Annotated in this window: 11 protein-coding genes; 9 read left to right on the top strand and 2 right to left on the bottom strand. The window is 59.6% G+C overall.

The genetic code is table 11. From position 1 onward, the window contains the following. Positions 1–50: 50 nt before the first annotated feature. The 7 genes from ABF821_RS04075 (at position 51) to ABF821_RS04045 (ending at position 10919) form a co-directional block, all read left to right on the top strand. Positions 51–2069 (top strand): type I restriction-modification system subunit M, encoded by a 2019-nt coding sequence (locus tag ABF821_RS04075; protein ID WP_415529123.1) that lies wholly within the window; start codon positions 51–53, stop codon positions 2067–2069. Next, positions 2066–3319, top strand: a complete 1254-nt coding sequence (locus ABF821_RS04070; RefSeq protein ID WP_415529122.1) for a restriction endonuclease subunit S — start codon at positions 2066–2068, stop codon at positions 3317–3319. The genes ABF821_RS04075 and ABF821_RS04070 overlap by 4 nt, the downstream gene beginning before the upstream one ends. Further along, a complete protein-coding gene (locus ABF821_RS04065; RefSeq protein WP_415529121.1) occupies positions 3316–4185 on the top strand; it encodes an abortive infection family protein in 870 nt (289 codons plus the stop codon). The genes ABF821_RS04070 and ABF821_RS04065 overlap by 4 nt, the downstream gene beginning before the upstream one ends. After that, the gene (locus tag ABF821_RS04060) at positions 4182–7169 is read left to right on the top strand and encodes a type I restriction endonuclease subunit R (RefSeq protein ID WP_415529120.1); all 2988 of its coding nucleotides are present in this window, start codon (positions 4182–4184) and stop codon (positions 7167–7169) included. The genes ABF821_RS04065 and ABF821_RS04060 overlap by 4 nt, the downstream gene beginning before the upstream one ends. Positions 7170–7269: 100 nt before the next feature. After that, complete coding sequence (locus ABF821_RS04055) at positions 7270–8058, top strand: type IV toxin-antitoxin system AbiEi family antitoxin domain-containing protein (protein ID WP_415529119.1); 789 nt, start codon at positions 7270–7272, stop codon at positions 8056–8058. Positions 8059–8063: 5 nt separating this feature from the next. Further along, positions 8064–8981, top strand: coding sequence for a nucleotidyl transferase AbiEii/AbiGii toxin family protein (locus ABF821_RS04050; RefSeq protein ID WP_415529135.1), 918 nt, complete (start codon positions 8064–8066; stop codon positions 8979–8981). 645 nt (positions 8982–9626) lie between these two features. Further along, the gene (locus ABF821_RS04045) at positions 9627–10919 is read left to right on the top strand and encodes an O-antigen ligase family protein (RefSeq protein ID WP_415529118.1); all 1293 of its coding nucleotides are present in this window, start codon (positions 9627–9629) and stop codon (positions 10917–10919) included. Positions 10920–10943: 24 nt separating this feature from the next. Here the strand turns inward: ABF821_RS04045 and ABF821_RS04040 are convergent, their stop codons facing one another. Next, positions 10944–11444 (bottom strand): DUF6622 family protein, encoded by a 501-nt coding sequence (locus tag ABF821_RS04040; protein ID WP_415529117.1) that lies wholly within the window; start codon positions 11442–11444, stop codon positions 10944–10946. A gap of 132 nt (positions 11445–11576) precedes the next feature. Between ABF821_RS04040 and ABF821_RS04035 the strand changes: the two genes are divergently transcribed. Next, complete coding sequence (locus ABF821_RS04035) at positions 11577–12380, top strand: LytTR family DNA-binding domain-containing protein (RefSeq protein WP_415529116.1); 804 nt, start codon at positions 11577–11579, stop codon at positions 12378–12380. A 4-nt stretch (positions 12381–12384) separates the two neighbouring features. Here the strand turns inward: ABF821_RS04035 and ABF821_RS04030 are convergent, their stop codons facing one another. Further along, positions 12385–12789 carry a cytidine deaminase gene (locus ABF821_RS04030; protein WP_114727141.1) on the bottom strand — a complete coding sequence of 135 codons (405 nt, stop codon included), beginning with the start codon at positions 12787–12789 and terminating at the stop codon, positions 12385–12387. A 117-nt stretch (positions 12790–12906) separates the two neighbouring features. Here ABF821_RS04030 and lysA point away from each other — a divergent pair, with 117 nt between their 5' ends. Further along, on the top strand, positions 12907–14265 hold the full coding sequence (gene lysA / locus ABF821_RS04025; protein WP_415529115.1) for a diaminopimelate decarboxylase: 1359 nt from the start codon (positions 12907–12909) through the stop codon (positions 14263–14265). The last annotated feature ends 3 nt before the right edge of the window (positions 14266–14268 follow it).

The following is a 14268-nucleotide window of genomic DNA, read 5'->3' as shown; positions in this document are numbered from 1 at the left end:
GCGGCTAGGTATCGCGCACTGTAAGTTTAAGAACTGTAGGATATTAAAGAATGCAAAGGGAAGAAATCCGCAATCTTAGCGGGTTCGCATGGTCAGTCGCTGAGATTCTGCGCGGCGACTTCAAGCAGTCGGAATATGGGAAAGTCATTCTTCCCTTCGTCGTGTTGCGCCGACTTGATTGCATTCTTGAGACATCTAAAGCCCAAGTGCTCAACGCCGCCAAGGCCCTGCCCGATGGTGTGGACGAGGCCACCCGCGACATGATTTTGTTCGGCGCAGTCGGCGGCAACGTGAAGGTTTACAATCTGTCGCGCTTCACCTTCGCCACTCTCAAAGGTCAAGACCCGGGGCAGCTTCACCAGAACCTTGTCGACTACATCACCAATTTCTCTAGTAATGTCCGTGATATCTTTCTCGACAAGTTCCTGTTCACCGACCAGATCAAGCGGCTCAAGGACGGAGGCATCCTCTGGAACGTGTTCCAACGCATGACCGAGATCGACCTTCATCCCAACCGCGTGACCAACATCGAGATGGGCTATCTCTTCGAGGAGCTTATTCGCCGGTTCTCGGAAATCTCCAACGAGACAGCAGGCGAGCACTTCACGCCCCGCGAGGTCATTCGCCTGATCGTAGATTTGCTAATCGCCAATGACGACACCAAGCTCACTAAGCGTGGCATCATTCGGCAGGTCTATGACCCCGCCTGTGGAACGGGCGGGATGCTGGCACTAACTGAGGAGGCGTTGCAGGACTTCAACCCCTCCATCCGTGTCGAACTGTTCGGACAGGAGATCAACGCCGAGTCCTTCGGTATTTGCAAATCCGATATGCTGGTGACGGGCCACGATCCTGAGCAGATCGCCTTCGGCAACACCCTCACGCAGGATGCCCACAAGGACAAGCGCTTCCATTATATGTTGTCAAACCCGCCCTACGGTGTGGACTGGAAAAAGTATCAAGACCCGATCAAGGAGGAAGCTGACACGCTAGGCTTTTCAGGCCGTTTCGGGGCGGGAACCCCGCGGATATCGGATGGTCAGCTTCTCTTCCTCCAGCATATGATTTCCAAAATGCGTGATGATGAGGACGGCTCCCGCATAGGCATCGTCATGAACGGCTCCCCACTCTTCACCGGCGGTGCTGGCTCCGGCGAAAGCGAGATCCGCCGCTGGATGTTCGAGAACGATTGGGTCGAAGCCATCGTCGCGCTTCCTACCGACCTGTTCTATAATACCGGTATCCAGACATACATATGGCTGCTGACCAACCGCAAACCTGCCAATCGTCAAGGTAAGGTTCAGTTGATCGACGCATCGGGCGAACGGTTTTGGAAATCTATGCGCAAATCGCTTGGCTCGAAGCGGCGGGAGATACCCGAAGAGGCCCGCGCCGACATCGTGCGTATTTACGAGGGCTTCTTGAACGGCGGGAATGGCGAAGGCGATGTCGCCAAAATCTTCGACGTTGACGATTTTGGTTACCGCGAAATCCGTATTGAACGTCCGCTACGTCTGAACTTTCAGGCCAGCCACGAGCGAATCGCTCGCCTCGCCAAGGAAAAGGCGTTTACTCGCCTGCCTGACGATGAACAGGAAGAGATTGAGGTCGTCTTGTTGGGGATGGGCGACAAACTTTTTACCAATCGCAAGGCTTTCGAGAAAGCATTGACCAAGGCGCTCAAGGCCGAGAGGATAAAGACGGCCGCGCCAGTGAAGAAAGCGGTCCTTGCCGCGCTCTCTGAGCGCGACGAGGAGGCCGACATCTGCACTGATAAGGACGGTAACCCCGAGCCGGATACCGACTTACGCGACTATGAGTTTGTGCCACTGAAAGAGGACTGGCGTGAGTATGTCGCGCGAGAAGTGACACCCTTTGCTCCCGATACTTGGGTGGATGAATCCTACCGTGATGCTCGTGACCACGAAATCGGGCGTATCGGCTACGAAATCAACTTTAACCGCTATTTCTACCGCTATGCCCCGCCACGACCGCTGGAGAAGATCGATGTGGAGCTAAAGGCGCTAGAGACGGAGATCGCCGAGCTACTGCGAGAGATAGCAGCATGATGCCACAAGCCGGATTGATGACTCCTTTACACCGTCCAGACTGGGTGACTTCCCGTCTCAAATTTTTGTTTCAACGCCGGAACCGTGCGCTGAGGGAAGACGATGGCGTGGTAACGGCTTTCCGAGACGGTGTTGTGACTCTCCGATCTAACCGGCGTGAAGACGGTTTCACTTTTTCTAACAAGGAGATCGGTTATCAAGGTATAGAGCCGGGTGATCTAGTGATTCATGCAATGGACGGCTTTGCGGGCGCGATAGGCGTTTCTGATTCCCGAGGCAAGTGCTCGCCCGTATATACGATAGTTGTTCCGCGATTAAAGCAAGCGGTCTTCCCCGAATTCTGGGCTTATTATCTAAGAAATTTAGCAGTCACAGGATTTATCGAAAGTCTTGCTAAAGGAATTCGGGAGCGCAGCACTGACTTTCGGTGGAAAGATGCAGGTAATCTCCTTGTAAACTATCCGGAGTATCAGACACAAAAATCCATCGCTGATTTCCTCGATCGCGAAACCACGCGCATCGACCAATTAATCGAGAAGAAGAAGCGGTTTCAGCAGGGTGTAGCCGATCGGATTAAGGCATTGGTAGACCAAGCCATTTCCGATCCCAACACTCCGCGCATTCGTTTCGAGCATATAGCCCGCAGAGTGCATAGGCCTGCCGTGCTATCCGAGCATGATGAATTGGTTCGCCTCGGCCTCTACAACCGGGGGCGTGGCATTTTTAAAAAGCCTGCCGCAGACGAGGAGGGCATGGGCGATTCTGATTTCTTCTTCGTCAAAGATGGCGACCTCATCCTTAGCGGTCAGTTCGCATGGGAGGGTGCAGTCGCTCTCGCCACCACCGAGGAAGAAGGCTGCGTCGTTTCGCACCGTTACCCTGTTTACCGGGGCAAGTCCGGGGTTAACACCGCTTATTTGCTTGGTCTCTTGAGGAGCAGCTACGGTGATTTCCTTCTCAACGAGGCATCGAGAGGTTCGGCTGGTCGTAACAGGCCCCTCAACGTGCGCCGCCTCGGAAAAGAGAAAATCCCTGTCCCTGGATCAATGTTGCAGAAGACCGTTGAACAAGCGGTCGATTTCGAGCGACGATTGAAAGGAAAAACAGAACAGTCGATTGCTCGACTTGGGGAGTTCCGCGCCGCTCTCATCACCGCCGCCGTGACCGGCCAGATCGACGTGGCGACTTGGGACAGGCAAGGTCAGACAGACCGCCGCCTTGAGCGGATCGAGGAGGCCATGCGGGCATGAGATTGACCGCCCAATCCCTCGAACATCTGGCCGGGATCATCACCGGCGACTCCCAGAAAAGCCCGTATCGGTCTGGCCCGCAGCTTGTCGGCTTCTTCAACGATTTCGGCGAAGGCGACCTCTACGGGCAGGGCTTTCCCGCCCGCGCTCAATTTGCGCGTGACAAACTGGACAAGTTTAACGGCACCGACACGATGAAAGGTATCGTGTCCGCCACCTTTGATTTTATCGGCGAGGATGGCTTCAACGCCGAGGATGCCGCCTGTCAGTTCAACCAAATCCTGTCCCGCGATGGCTTCCGGCTTGTCATGATCGACGACTATGGCTGGATGGATGGAGATAAGGAAGTCAGGATTAATCCACGTTTCAAGGTTCGTCCGCTTGGGCAGGCTATTGTGGTACCGACAAGCCTAATTGCGATCAGTCACGAGGGCGTCACGGAGCAGGTGCGCAAAGCCAACCAGAAGATCGAGACTGGCGACTACTCCGGCGCGATCACTAACGCCTACACTTTGGTTGAGCACTTGTTAAAGCTCTTGCTCGCCGAAACAGCCACGGCTTTCAAGGAAACTGAGGGAGACATCAGGGCGCTCTACAAAGTATTGCAGCCATCCTTTAATCTTGATCCTGCCAAGATTCAGGAGCCGCTAAAACCCATTGTGGGCAGCTTCCAGACGTTGATCGGCGGCCTTTACGAAATGGCCAATAAGGGCAGCGACCGCCATGCTTGTCGTTTCAATCCTACACGGCACCACGCCAAGCTTGCCGTCAATGCTGCCTTCGTCCTTTGTGATTTCCTTGTCGAGAGCCGAGATTATCAGGAAGCACGAGCCGCCACCGCCCCGTGCAAAGAGACCGCCGTATGACCGCACACGCCGCCCACAACGCCCACAAGGAACAGGTGCTTCAAGACCATCTGATCGCGCAACTTGTTGCGGGGGAGGGTTATGAATTTCGCGATTCCAAGGCCGACTACGATCGCGGCCTTGCGATGGATAAAGAACTTGTGCTGCGCTTTGTCCGCAGCACTCAACCTACGGAATGGGCTAAGCTGGAGGGGCACTATTCGACTTCCGCCGAGGAGAGGTTTTTCAAGCAGCTCGAAAAGGCACTCAAGGACCGCAGTCTGCTGGACGTGCTGCGGCAGGGCATTAAGATCGTCCCAGGCATCAAGTTTGCGCTGTGCTATTTCCAGCCCGCGAGCGCCTTGGAGCCGAAGCGCGTTGCCGAATACGAGGCCAACATTCTCTCCGTCATGAAGGAGGTCGAATATAGCGAGCGCAACGGCAATCGGCTGGATATTGTACTTTTCCTCAATGGCCTTCCCGTCACCACGCTGGAGGCGAAGAACCTTCTTACCGGCTCCAATTTCCGCCACGCCGAAAAGCAATATCGCAAAGACCGCTCCCCCGCAGGGGAGCCTTTGCTGGCCTTCAAACGCGGCGCATTGGTTCATTTCGCGGTGGACGAAGACAACGTATCCATGACCACGCGGCTGCAAAACGGCCGTACCCGTTTCCTACCCTTCAACCGGGGGCGTGACGGCGGAGCGGGCAACCCAGATGTGGAAGGCGAGTTTCGCGTTTCCTATCTTTATAGCTCCGGCATTTGGGGTGAAGCGATTTTCTCCCGGCCCGTGTTGCTCGATATCATCGGGCGCTTCATGCATCTCGATGCTAGCGGCAAGGAGGAAGTCGTGCTCTTCCCCCGCTTCCATCAGCTTGATGCGGTCCGCAAGTTAATGAGTCATTCTCAGGCGTTTGGCACGGGCCAGAACTACCTCGTTCAGCATTCCGCCGGATCGGGAAAATCTAACACCATCGGCTGGCTTGCTCATCACGCGATTAACTTGCACGATGTACAGGACAAGGCCTTGTTCAATACGGCCATCATCGTGACCGATCGCATCGTGCTTGACCGTCAGCTGCAAAGCACTGTTTCGCAGTTCGAACAGGTGCAGGGCATTGTGCGCAAGATCGACGGCACGTCGCGTCAGTTGAAGGCTGCCATTGCAAGTGGTGTGCGCATCATCGTCACGACTATCCAGAAATTTTCGACGGAGCATTTGCGGGAGATTTCCGGACAATCAGGCCGCACATTTGCCGTTATCGTGGACGAGGCCCACAGTAGCCAGTCGGGTAAGACAGCCCAAGCGATGACCGATGCGCTGACCCGCGAGGCCGTTTCCAGCGACGACATCGAGGACATGATCGCCGCCTATCAAAAGGCGCGCGGCCCACAAGCGAACATCAGCTTTTTTGCCTTCACGGCGACACCGCGCAATGTGACGCTGGAGCGTTTCGGCACCAAAGGGCCAGACGGCTTACCGCATCCCTTCCATCTCTATTCTATGCGTCAGGCCATTGAGGAAGGTTTCATTCTGGACGTGCTCCAGAACTACATGACCTATAAAGCCTATTATGAGCTTGAAAAGGCGGTCGAAGACGACCCGAAATTGAGCGGCCGACGGGGCCAACGCAAGGTTGCCCGTTATGCCAACCTTCATCCGACCGCCATCGGCCAAAAGGTCGAAATTGTCGTCGAGCACTTCCGCCGCCACGTCGCCAAGCTGCTAGACGGACAGGCGAAAGCAATGATCGTGACCAGTAGCCGCGATCACGCGCTGCGATATTATTTTGGCGTGCGCGATTACATCACGCAGCAAGGTTATGCCGACCTTCGCGCCCTTGTCGCCTTTTCGGGTGAGCTTGTGTTCAATGGCGAGAAATATACCGAGGCCGAACTGAACGGCTTTGCCGAGACCGAACTACCCCGTCGCTTCGACGGCTTCAAGCCCGACGGTACGGCCTATTCCGAGCAATACCAAATTCTGATCGTCGCCGAAAAATATCAGACCGGTTTCGACCAGCCTAAGCTTTGCGCCATGTATATCGATCGCAAGCTTGCTGGCTTGCAGGCCGTTCAGACTCTTTCGCGCTTGAACCGGATGAGGCCGGGCAAAGATCAGACTTTCATTCTCGATTTCCAAAACACTATCGAAGATATTCAGAACGCCTTCCGTCCCTACTACGAGGCGACGGCGCTGGAGGCTAATTCCGACCCCAACCTTGTCTATGACCTTGAAGGCCGTCTTTTTAAATTCGGCTATCTCGACAAGGAGGAGATCGAGCGCTTCGCGCAGACCTATTTCAAGGGGCGATTGAATGGTGGCGACCGTGCTCGACTTGAAGGGCTTGTCCGTCAGGCAGTCACCCGTTTCGAGTGCGATGACGACGAAGGACGGCAGGAAGAGTTCCGCCAGCTTTTGCGAAGCTACATGCGCTTCTACAATTTCATCTCCCAAGTTATGAATCTGGAGGATACGAGCCTAGAGAAGCTCTCTGCTTTTGCCGCTTGGCTTTCGCGCCTTCTTCCTGATCGCGAAATTCCACCGGAAATCGAGATTACCGACGACATGCTCCGCCTTCAAAAGTTCAAGGTGGAGCAAAAGGAGCAAGGTGATGCTTCGCTTTCGGCGGGTGATCGCACGCCTCTCAAGCCCATTAGCGAGTTCGGCGCGAAATCCTACACCGAGGACGAGCAAAAAGAGCTTTCCGAGATCGTCAAGGCATTTAACGAACGACACGGCACGCAGTTCACCGAGGCGGACATGATACGCTTCGAGGCCGTGAACGCTGAAATTCTCGGCACCGATCTATCAGAGATGCTCCGCAACAACCCGCCCGATGTGGTCTATACGGCTTTCGCCCAAGCCTTCTTTCAGGGCGCGATCCGTATGTTCCAGCGCGACAACGAAATGCGAAATATCGTCCTTTCCGATGCCGATGCCCGCGACAAGGCAACTCGCCATTTCTTTAATCGTGCACTCCGGCAAGTCCACGTCGGGTAGGTATCTTGTTTTTATATTTGCAAAAATACTAAGCAGGACTTTGTATATTGTGTAATTTATAAACTCGACATGGGTTTGACGGTATGTCATAATCTTAAGTATGGATATGCGTTTTGGTGGTAAGTTAAACCGACTCCAGCAGGAGCTCCCCGAGGGACTCCTTGTTGATGCCGCTTGGATGGAGGCCCACGGCTATTCATCGGCGTTGAGGAGCCAGTATGTGCGCTCCGGCTGGCTCGAAAGCCCGGCCCGGCGCGTCTATCGCCGCTCACGAACACCGCTCACGTGGCAGCAGGTCGTCGTTTCCCTCCAGACCATACTGGACCTTCCGTTGACCGTCGGTGGGCGCACCGCACTCGAACAGCAGGGGTATGCTCATTATCTGTCAACGTCGATGCGTGAGGTTCACCTTTACGGACCGAAGCCCCCACCGACCTGGCTGCCAAGCCTGCCGCTCGATGTGGCCTTCCATTGGCACAACAGCCTGCGACTGTTTCCAAGCCACACCGATGCATCGCCCATATCAAGTCCCACTATGGTCAATGTCGGTGGTCTGGCCCTGCCCATTCGCTATTCCAGCAAAGAGCGCGCCGTTCTCGAATTACTCGATGAACTGCCTGAGCGTGAGACCTTCCACCAAGCTGATGCATTGATGGAAGGAATGAGCGATTTAAGCCCGCGCCGACTGCAAGCGCTGCTTGAGGCTTGCACCAGCGTGAAGGTGAAGCGGCTCTTCCTCTTCTTCGCGGACCGCCACCGCCATGCATGGCGACCCCGGCTCGATATATCTCGCATCGATCTGGGTGCGGGTAAGCGCGTCCTTGCCAAAGGCGGAAAACTCGATCCGCATTATAACATCACCGTGCCAACCGACCTGGGAGGTTCGTGAAGCTCATGGCTTTCTTGGACACATATCAGCAGCAGGTGACTCTTTTGATGCGGGTTGTTCCTTTCGTCGCGGAGGAACGGATTTTCGCGCTTAAGGGTGGCACTGCGATCAACCTGTTCGTGCGCGACATGCCACGCCTTTCCGTGGACATCGACCTGACTTATCTGCCAGTTGAGGGGCGGCCCGTATCGCTGTCTGCGATTGACGCCGCGATGCTCAGGATCAAGGAGCGGATCGAACAGGGCATACCCGGTGTGAAGGTCAATACCTCACGTTCGGCCGATGAGAACGTCGTGACCAAGCTGGTCGTTCGGGTCGGCGGTGTACAGATCAAGATAGAGGTAACGCCGGTGCTACGAGGCACCGTCTATGATCCGGCCGTGACAAGCGTGGTGCCCGCTGTCGAAGACACCTTCGGCTTTGCCGAGATGCAAGTCGTATCTTTCGCCGACCTTTATGCGGGCAAGATCGTAGCTGCATTCGACCGCCAGCATCCCCGCGACCTTTTCGACGTGCGCGGCCTGCTGGCGAACGAGGGAGTCGACGATGCGTTGCGTCGGGCCTTTCTGGTTTATCTCATCAGTCATAACCGGCCGATGGCCGAAGTTCTTGCCCCGACCCGCAAACCGCTGCGCGAGGAGTTCGAACGGGGCTTTGTCGGAATGACGGAAGAGCCCGTCACTCTCACGGAACTGGAAGCCGCGCGAGAAGCGATTATCGCCGAGATGGTCGCCGCCATGCCGGAGGAACACCGGCGCTTCCTCGTGAGCTTCAAACGAGGCGAGCCGGATTGGGAGCTACTCGGGATACCGGAGGCCCAGCATCTGCCTGCCGTCATGTGGAAACAGCGCAATCTTGCCAAGCTGCCCGATGCCAAGCGGGCTGAGCTGACCGAGGCATTGGAGCGGGTGCTCTTTTCATGAGCACGAATCGTCCGTCAGAATCCGCGTTGCTCGGCGATGAATATGCGGTAAGAGGCGGATGGTCCTGTGCCTTCTGAGCCTCCCCGAATGACGCAATCGACGATATTATGTGGGTTTTTGTGTGGGATAATTTTCGGAGTCCACGGAATAAATATAAATAAATCAATATGTTGATTTGTTTTTGCGGCGGACATCCCCTCCGCCAATTTCCTTTTCCTGAAAATGAATGCCGGTCGACGCATGGTGTGCCTGTTTGGCATGCCGTTCTGCTGTTTTTCACGAATGGGTGAAAAACTCTGTCGGGCACGGCCGTGCTGCGTGATCCCAAAGCTTGGGGAGGCAGGCGAAGACTATGTCGGCTTTATGGGCCGACAGCCGGTCAGCGGCACGCTGCTGGAGGCGTTGGCGCTGTTTCCGGAATTCAACCCTGCCTGATCCGTCGTGAGACGCCTGTTGTCTGACGAATGGTTTTCGGAAGTGCGGATGATGAATGGACGCGCGTGATGCTCTGACATCGGGGCGGAGTGTTGCGCATGCGCGTTGCCCGTCAGGTGTTGAAACAATTCGTGCCGGACGGTCTGGTCGCCAGGGATGCGTGCGCGCCTGTATGGGGGACTACGAACAGGCAAGCGGCGTTATGTGGGGATGATGGTTGACAAGGTAGGCGGGCGCCTGGGCGTGCCCGATGGCGTGATGCGCGGAATCGCCGTGGCGATGACCCTGATGTTGCCGTTCTTCCTGTTGCGGGGGCGGGCGATCAGCGACGGATTCATGACCGGCATCGCCGTGCTGTTTCTGCTGCATTGCGTGCGCGTGCGTGATCGCGGCTGGTGGCGGGGGTGGCCGGTGTTCGCCCTGGCGTTCTGGGGGTGCGCGATCCTGTCGTCGGTGATGCATGGCACCGGCCATGCGGTGGCCGAGGCGTTCGTGCTGGGGCGGTTTCTGCTGTTCTGCGTGGCGCTGGAACGCTGGGTGCTGCGCGATGGCGCGGCGCGGCGCTGGCTGGGGGGGGCGGTGACGTTGGCCGCCCTGTGGCTGGTCGTGGAATGCTGGCAGCAATATCTGCTGGGGACCAATCTGTGGGGGTATCCGCGCTGGGTGGATGGCGCGCTGACCGGGCCGTTCTACAAGCCGCGCGCGGGGGCGGCGCTGTTGATGGTCGTTTTTCCGGGCCTGATGGTTTTTGCCGTGCGATGGCTGGAGGCGCCGGCGTGGCGGACGCGGCTGGCCGGTGTCGGGCTGATCATGTTCCTGACATTGACGATGATTCTGATCGGGCAGCGTATGCCCGCGCTGCTGTTCGGCCTGGGGCTGGTCGTCATGGCCGTGCTGATCCGCCGGTTGCGCTGGCCGGTGCTGGCCGCCGGGTTGGTGGGCGCGATGGGGCTGGCCCTCCTGCCCGTGCTGTCGCCGCCGGCCTATGCGAAGCTGGTGGTTCGTTTCATGGACCAGATGCAGCATTTTTCCGACAGCGCCTATGGGCAGATCTATATCCGTGCCGGAGTCATGCTGGAGGACCATCCCTGGCTGGGGGTGGGGGTGGATGGGTTCAGGAATGCCTGTGCCGACCCGGCCTATGTTCGCGATCTCGTGCTGTTCGGCCGGACATTCGCGAGCCGTGGCGTTGCGGTGGGGTGCAACATTCACCCGCACAATATCTATCTGGATGTGGCGACCACGGCGGGGCTAGTGGGGCTGGCCTGTTTCCTGGCCATGGTGGCGTGCTGGCTATGGCGGATGATCCGGGCGCTGTCGCCGGTGCAGGCGCCGCAGCAGGCGATGCTGTGCGTGACGGCTTGTGTGATGCTGTGGCCGCTGGCGTCCAGCAGCGCGCTGTTTACGGCGCGCACGGCGGGCTGGATCTTTCTGATGGTCGGCTGGGGGCTCGCGGCCTCGGCCGATATCGCGGGTGAGAGCCGGGGCGATCGTCGTTCGTGATCGTGCCGGGCTCTCGTGGGGCGTTTATGCCGTCATGCGGCCTGCGGCTGCGTACTGGCGGCGGAAGGCCAGCGCCCAGCCCAGGAAATAGCCTGCCAGTGCCCCGGACAGTGCGGCGCGCAGCAGGCCCAGTGCGAACCGTTCTTCCGGTCTCATCGCTATTGCCATGCCGATGGCGAATTGCGCGGCGAACAGGCTGACATTCCGCACCAGCGGCCAGGGGGTGGCTGTGCGGTGCACGAGTGCGCGGGCGCGGTCGATCGTCATGTGTCGTGGCCCGATCCGGTAGCCGGCCGGTATCATGCTTGCCGCGGCCACCATCCAGGTCAGGGAGGGGGCCATGCTTCCTTCGGATCGTGAGATCAGGCCCGAGAGGCCCCAGAGGATGAACACGATCGGCACCAGCGCCACCCGGCGCAGCGGAACGGTATGGTCGGACAGGGCGCGGGAGCCCTGCCAGACCAGATAGGCCAGCAGCAGCCAGACCCAGAGCGGCACATGCGAGAGGATCATCGGGGCAGACACGGGGTGCTCCGTTCATGGTTGGTGGTTCGACCACGTCATGTTGCGGAGATCGGACGGTGCGGGCAGGGCCGGTTTCGCCAGTGTCTCGCCGTTTTCGCGGATGGATGCTTATATGCCGTTCGCGAAGCGTGAATGGGGGGCGCCTTGGACGATGCGCTGGCGGCGGTGCCGTGCGAGCTGAAGCGGCGGGTCGGCTTTGCCTTTGCGACCGCCATCGCCATGACGTTCCTGGCCCCATGGGGCAGCGCGCATCTGCCGCTGCCGCGACGGGCGGTCGAATGGCTGGTCTGTATCACGATATGGGAAGCGGCGGTGTGGCTGGTGCGCGATGGCGTGACGCGGCGGTTTGGTAGTGGGCGCGCGGGTGGCCGGACAGTCTTTCGCGGCTATCTGCTGACGCTGGGGCTTGCGTCCGTCCCCGCCGTGCCGCTGTGCATGCTTGTTATCAACGGGACCGTCGGCACCTTCGGCGACTTTGCCCTGTTCTATGCCGATGCGATGGGGCTTGGATTCATTCTGGCCGCTATTCGCTATGGGATATGGGGGCAGCGGTCTGCGGCACGGGATGGTGTTTCCGCCGAGCTTGCGCCGGCGCGGGTGTCTGACGCGGGTGGCGTGTCGTGCTGCGCTTTCCTTGGACGTCATGCCCCGGATATGGCGGGGGCGAGGCTGCTCGCGCTCGCGGCGGAGGATCATTATCTGCGGATTCATACCGACAGGGGGCAGGCGCTGGCGCTGCTGCGTCTGCGCGATGCGATCGACAGTCTGGGCGCCGAGGCGGGGCTACAGGTGCATCGTTCGTACTGGGTGGCGATGCATGCGGCGCCCCGGGCCGCGCGTCGGGGGCAGTCCTGGCAACTGGAATTGCCCTCGGGGCTCCGTATTCCCGTCAGCAAGGCGCGTGTTGCGGCTTGCCGGGCGGTCGGCTGGTTGTAAAGCCTCAGGCTGTCGCCAGGTCTTCGGGGCCGAAGGCGTCGGGCAGTAGTTCGGCCAGGGTGCGGACCAGCAGTACGTCGCCGGATGGGTTGACCATGCGGATTCTCAGGTCTGGCGCGCCGAATTCGCGGATTTTCTGGCGGCAGCCGCCACAGGGTGCGCAGGCGCGGTCGCCGCCGCCGCAGATGACGATATCCGTGATGCGGCGGCCGCCGGCGGCCGCCATGGCCGAGATCGCTCCGCCTTCGGCGCAGATGCCCTCGGGGTAGGCGGCGTTTTCGGTATTGCAGCCGACGAACAGGCGACCGTCGGCATCATGCAGGGCGGCGCCGACCAGGAAGCGGGAATAGGGGGCGTAGGCGTTGGTGCGGACGGCGATCGCGGCGTCGATCAGCGTGTCGTCGGACATTGTGGCCTCCCTGGTTTGTCCAGCCTGGTGAACCCTCTATCGGATCGTATGGCGAAAGAACAGCGTGTGGGGGTTGTGGTGCTTGGAACCTGGGCGCCGTGCCGGTATTCTCGATCCATGCTGGATCGCCCCTCTTCGCCTGCCGCGCAGGACCCGACCGTTGCCGACCTGCTGGCCGCGCGCCCGCATCTGTCGATGCATGCTCTTGACGGCCTGACGCTGGAGGACGTGCCGCTGAATGCGATCGCGGATGCGGTCGGTACGCCCACATGGGTCATGGGGGCGGGAACGCTGCGGGCGCGCTATCGCCTGCTGGACGGTGCGATGCGCGGGGCGGGGCTGGCGCCGTCGATCCATTTCGCGGTGAAGGCGAACGATCATCTGGCCGTGCTGCGCGTTCTGGCGGCGGAAGGGGCCGGGGCCGATGTGGTCAGCGGTGGCGAACTGCGCCGTGCCCGTGAGGCGGGGGTACCGGCGGGGCGGATCGTGTTTTCGGGCGTGGGCAAGACGCGCGAGGAAATGGCGCTGGCGCTCGCCGAGGGCATTGGGCACATCGCGGTCGAGAGTGCCGAGGAACTGGAGATTCTCTCCGCCGTCGCCGGGTCGTCCGGCCGGGTGGCGCCGATTACGCTGCGGGTGAATCCGGACGTGGATGCCGGCACGCATGAGAAGATCACCACCGGGCTTTCGACCAACAAATTCGGCATTGCCTATGCCCGTGCGGCCGCGCTGTATGAGCGCGCGGATTCGTTGCCGGGGCTGAAGCCGCTGGGCTTCTCGGTGCATATCGGCAGCCAGATTGGCGCCATGGCACCCTATCGGGCCGCGTTTGCCCGCTTGGCGGATCTGGTGCGCGCGGTGCGGGCGCGGGGGCTGCCGGTGAGTCTGGTGGATTGTGGCGGGGGGCTCGGCATCACCTATCGCGATGAGGTCGAGGGCGCGCCGGAGGCTCTGGCCGGGGCGATCCGGGCGGAACTGGGCGATCTGGATGTGCGGCTGGCGATCGAGCCGGGGCGCTGGCTGGCGGGGCCGGCCGGGTTGCTGCTGTCGCGGGTGATCCTGCGCAAGGTCGGTGAGGATGGGTTGCCGTCCTTCCTGATCCTGGATGCGGCGATGAACGATCTGATGCGGCCCAGCCTTTATGAGGCCTGGCATGGGATTCTGCCGGTTTCGGCGCGCGATGCGACGCGGCCGGCGGAGGCGGTGAATGTGGTCGGGCCGGTCTGCGAGAGCGCGGATTCCTTTGCGGATGGGCGGGTTCTGCCGCGTCTGGACGAGGGGGCGCGGGTGGCGCTGCTGGATACCGGTGCTTATGGGGCCGTCATGAGTTCCACTTATAACGGCCGGCCGCTGGCAGCCCAGGTGCTGGTGGATGGCGGGCGCTGGTCGGTGATCCGTGCGCGCCAGCCTGTTGAGAGCCTGTGGGCGGCGGACCGGATTCCCGACTGGGTGATGCCCGCGCCGGCAGGCGGCTGAGCC

The sequence above is a fragment of the Gluconacetobacter sp. genome, from assembly GCF_047721585.1.
GTDB classification, from domain to species: domain Bacteria; phylum Pseudomonadota; class Alphaproteobacteria; order Acetobacterales; family Acetobacteraceae; genus Gluconacetobacter; species Gluconacetobacter dulcium.
This window is presented reverse-complemented; position numbering and strand designations above follow the sequence as displayed.

What these genes read in the sequence shown, in the direction of transcription:
- ABF821_RS04075 (WP_415529123.1), top strand. Translation starts at nt 51, where the DNA reads ATGCAAAGGGAAGAAATCCGCAATCTTAGCGGGTTCGCATGGTCAGTC.
- ABF821_RS04070 (WP_415529122.1), top strand. Translation starts at nt 2,066, where the DNA reads ATGATGCCACAAGCCGGATTGATGACTCCTTTACACCGTCCAGACTGG.
- ABF821_RS04065 (WP_415529121.1), top strand. Translation starts at nt 3,316, where the DNA reads ATGAGATTGACCGCCCAATCCCTCGAACATCTGGCCGGGATCATCACC.
- ABF821_RS04060 (WP_415529120.1), top strand. Translation starts at nt 4,182, where the DNA reads ATGACCGCACACGCCGCCCACAACGCCCACAAGGAACAGGTGCTTCAA.
- ABF821_RS04055 (WP_415529119.1), top strand. Translation starts at nt 7,270, where the DNA reads ATGGATATGCGTTTTGGTGGTAAGTTAAACCGACTCCAGCAGGAGCTC.
- ABF821_RS04050 (WP_415529135.1), top strand. Translation starts at nt 8,064, where the DNA reads ATGGCTTTCTTGGACACATATCAGCAGCAGGTGACTCTTTTGATGCGG.
- ABF821_RS04045 (WP_415529118.1), top strand. Translation starts at nt 9,627, where the DNA reads ATGATGGTTGACAAGGTAGGCGGGCGCCTGGGCGTGCCCGATGGCGTG.
- ABF821_RS04035 (WP_415529116.1), top strand. Translation starts at nt 11,577, where the DNA reads ATGGGGGGCGCCTTGGACGATGCGCTGGCGGCGGTGCCGTGCGAGCTG.
- ABF821_RS04030 (WP_114727141.1), bottom strand. Translation starts at nt 12,789, where the DNA reads ATGTCCGACGACACGCTGATCGACGCCGCGATCGCCGTCCGCACCAAC.
- lysA (WP_415529115.1), top strand. Translation starts at nt 12,907, where the DNA reads ATGCTGGATCGCCCCTCTTCGCCTGCCGCGCAGGACCCGACCGTTGCC.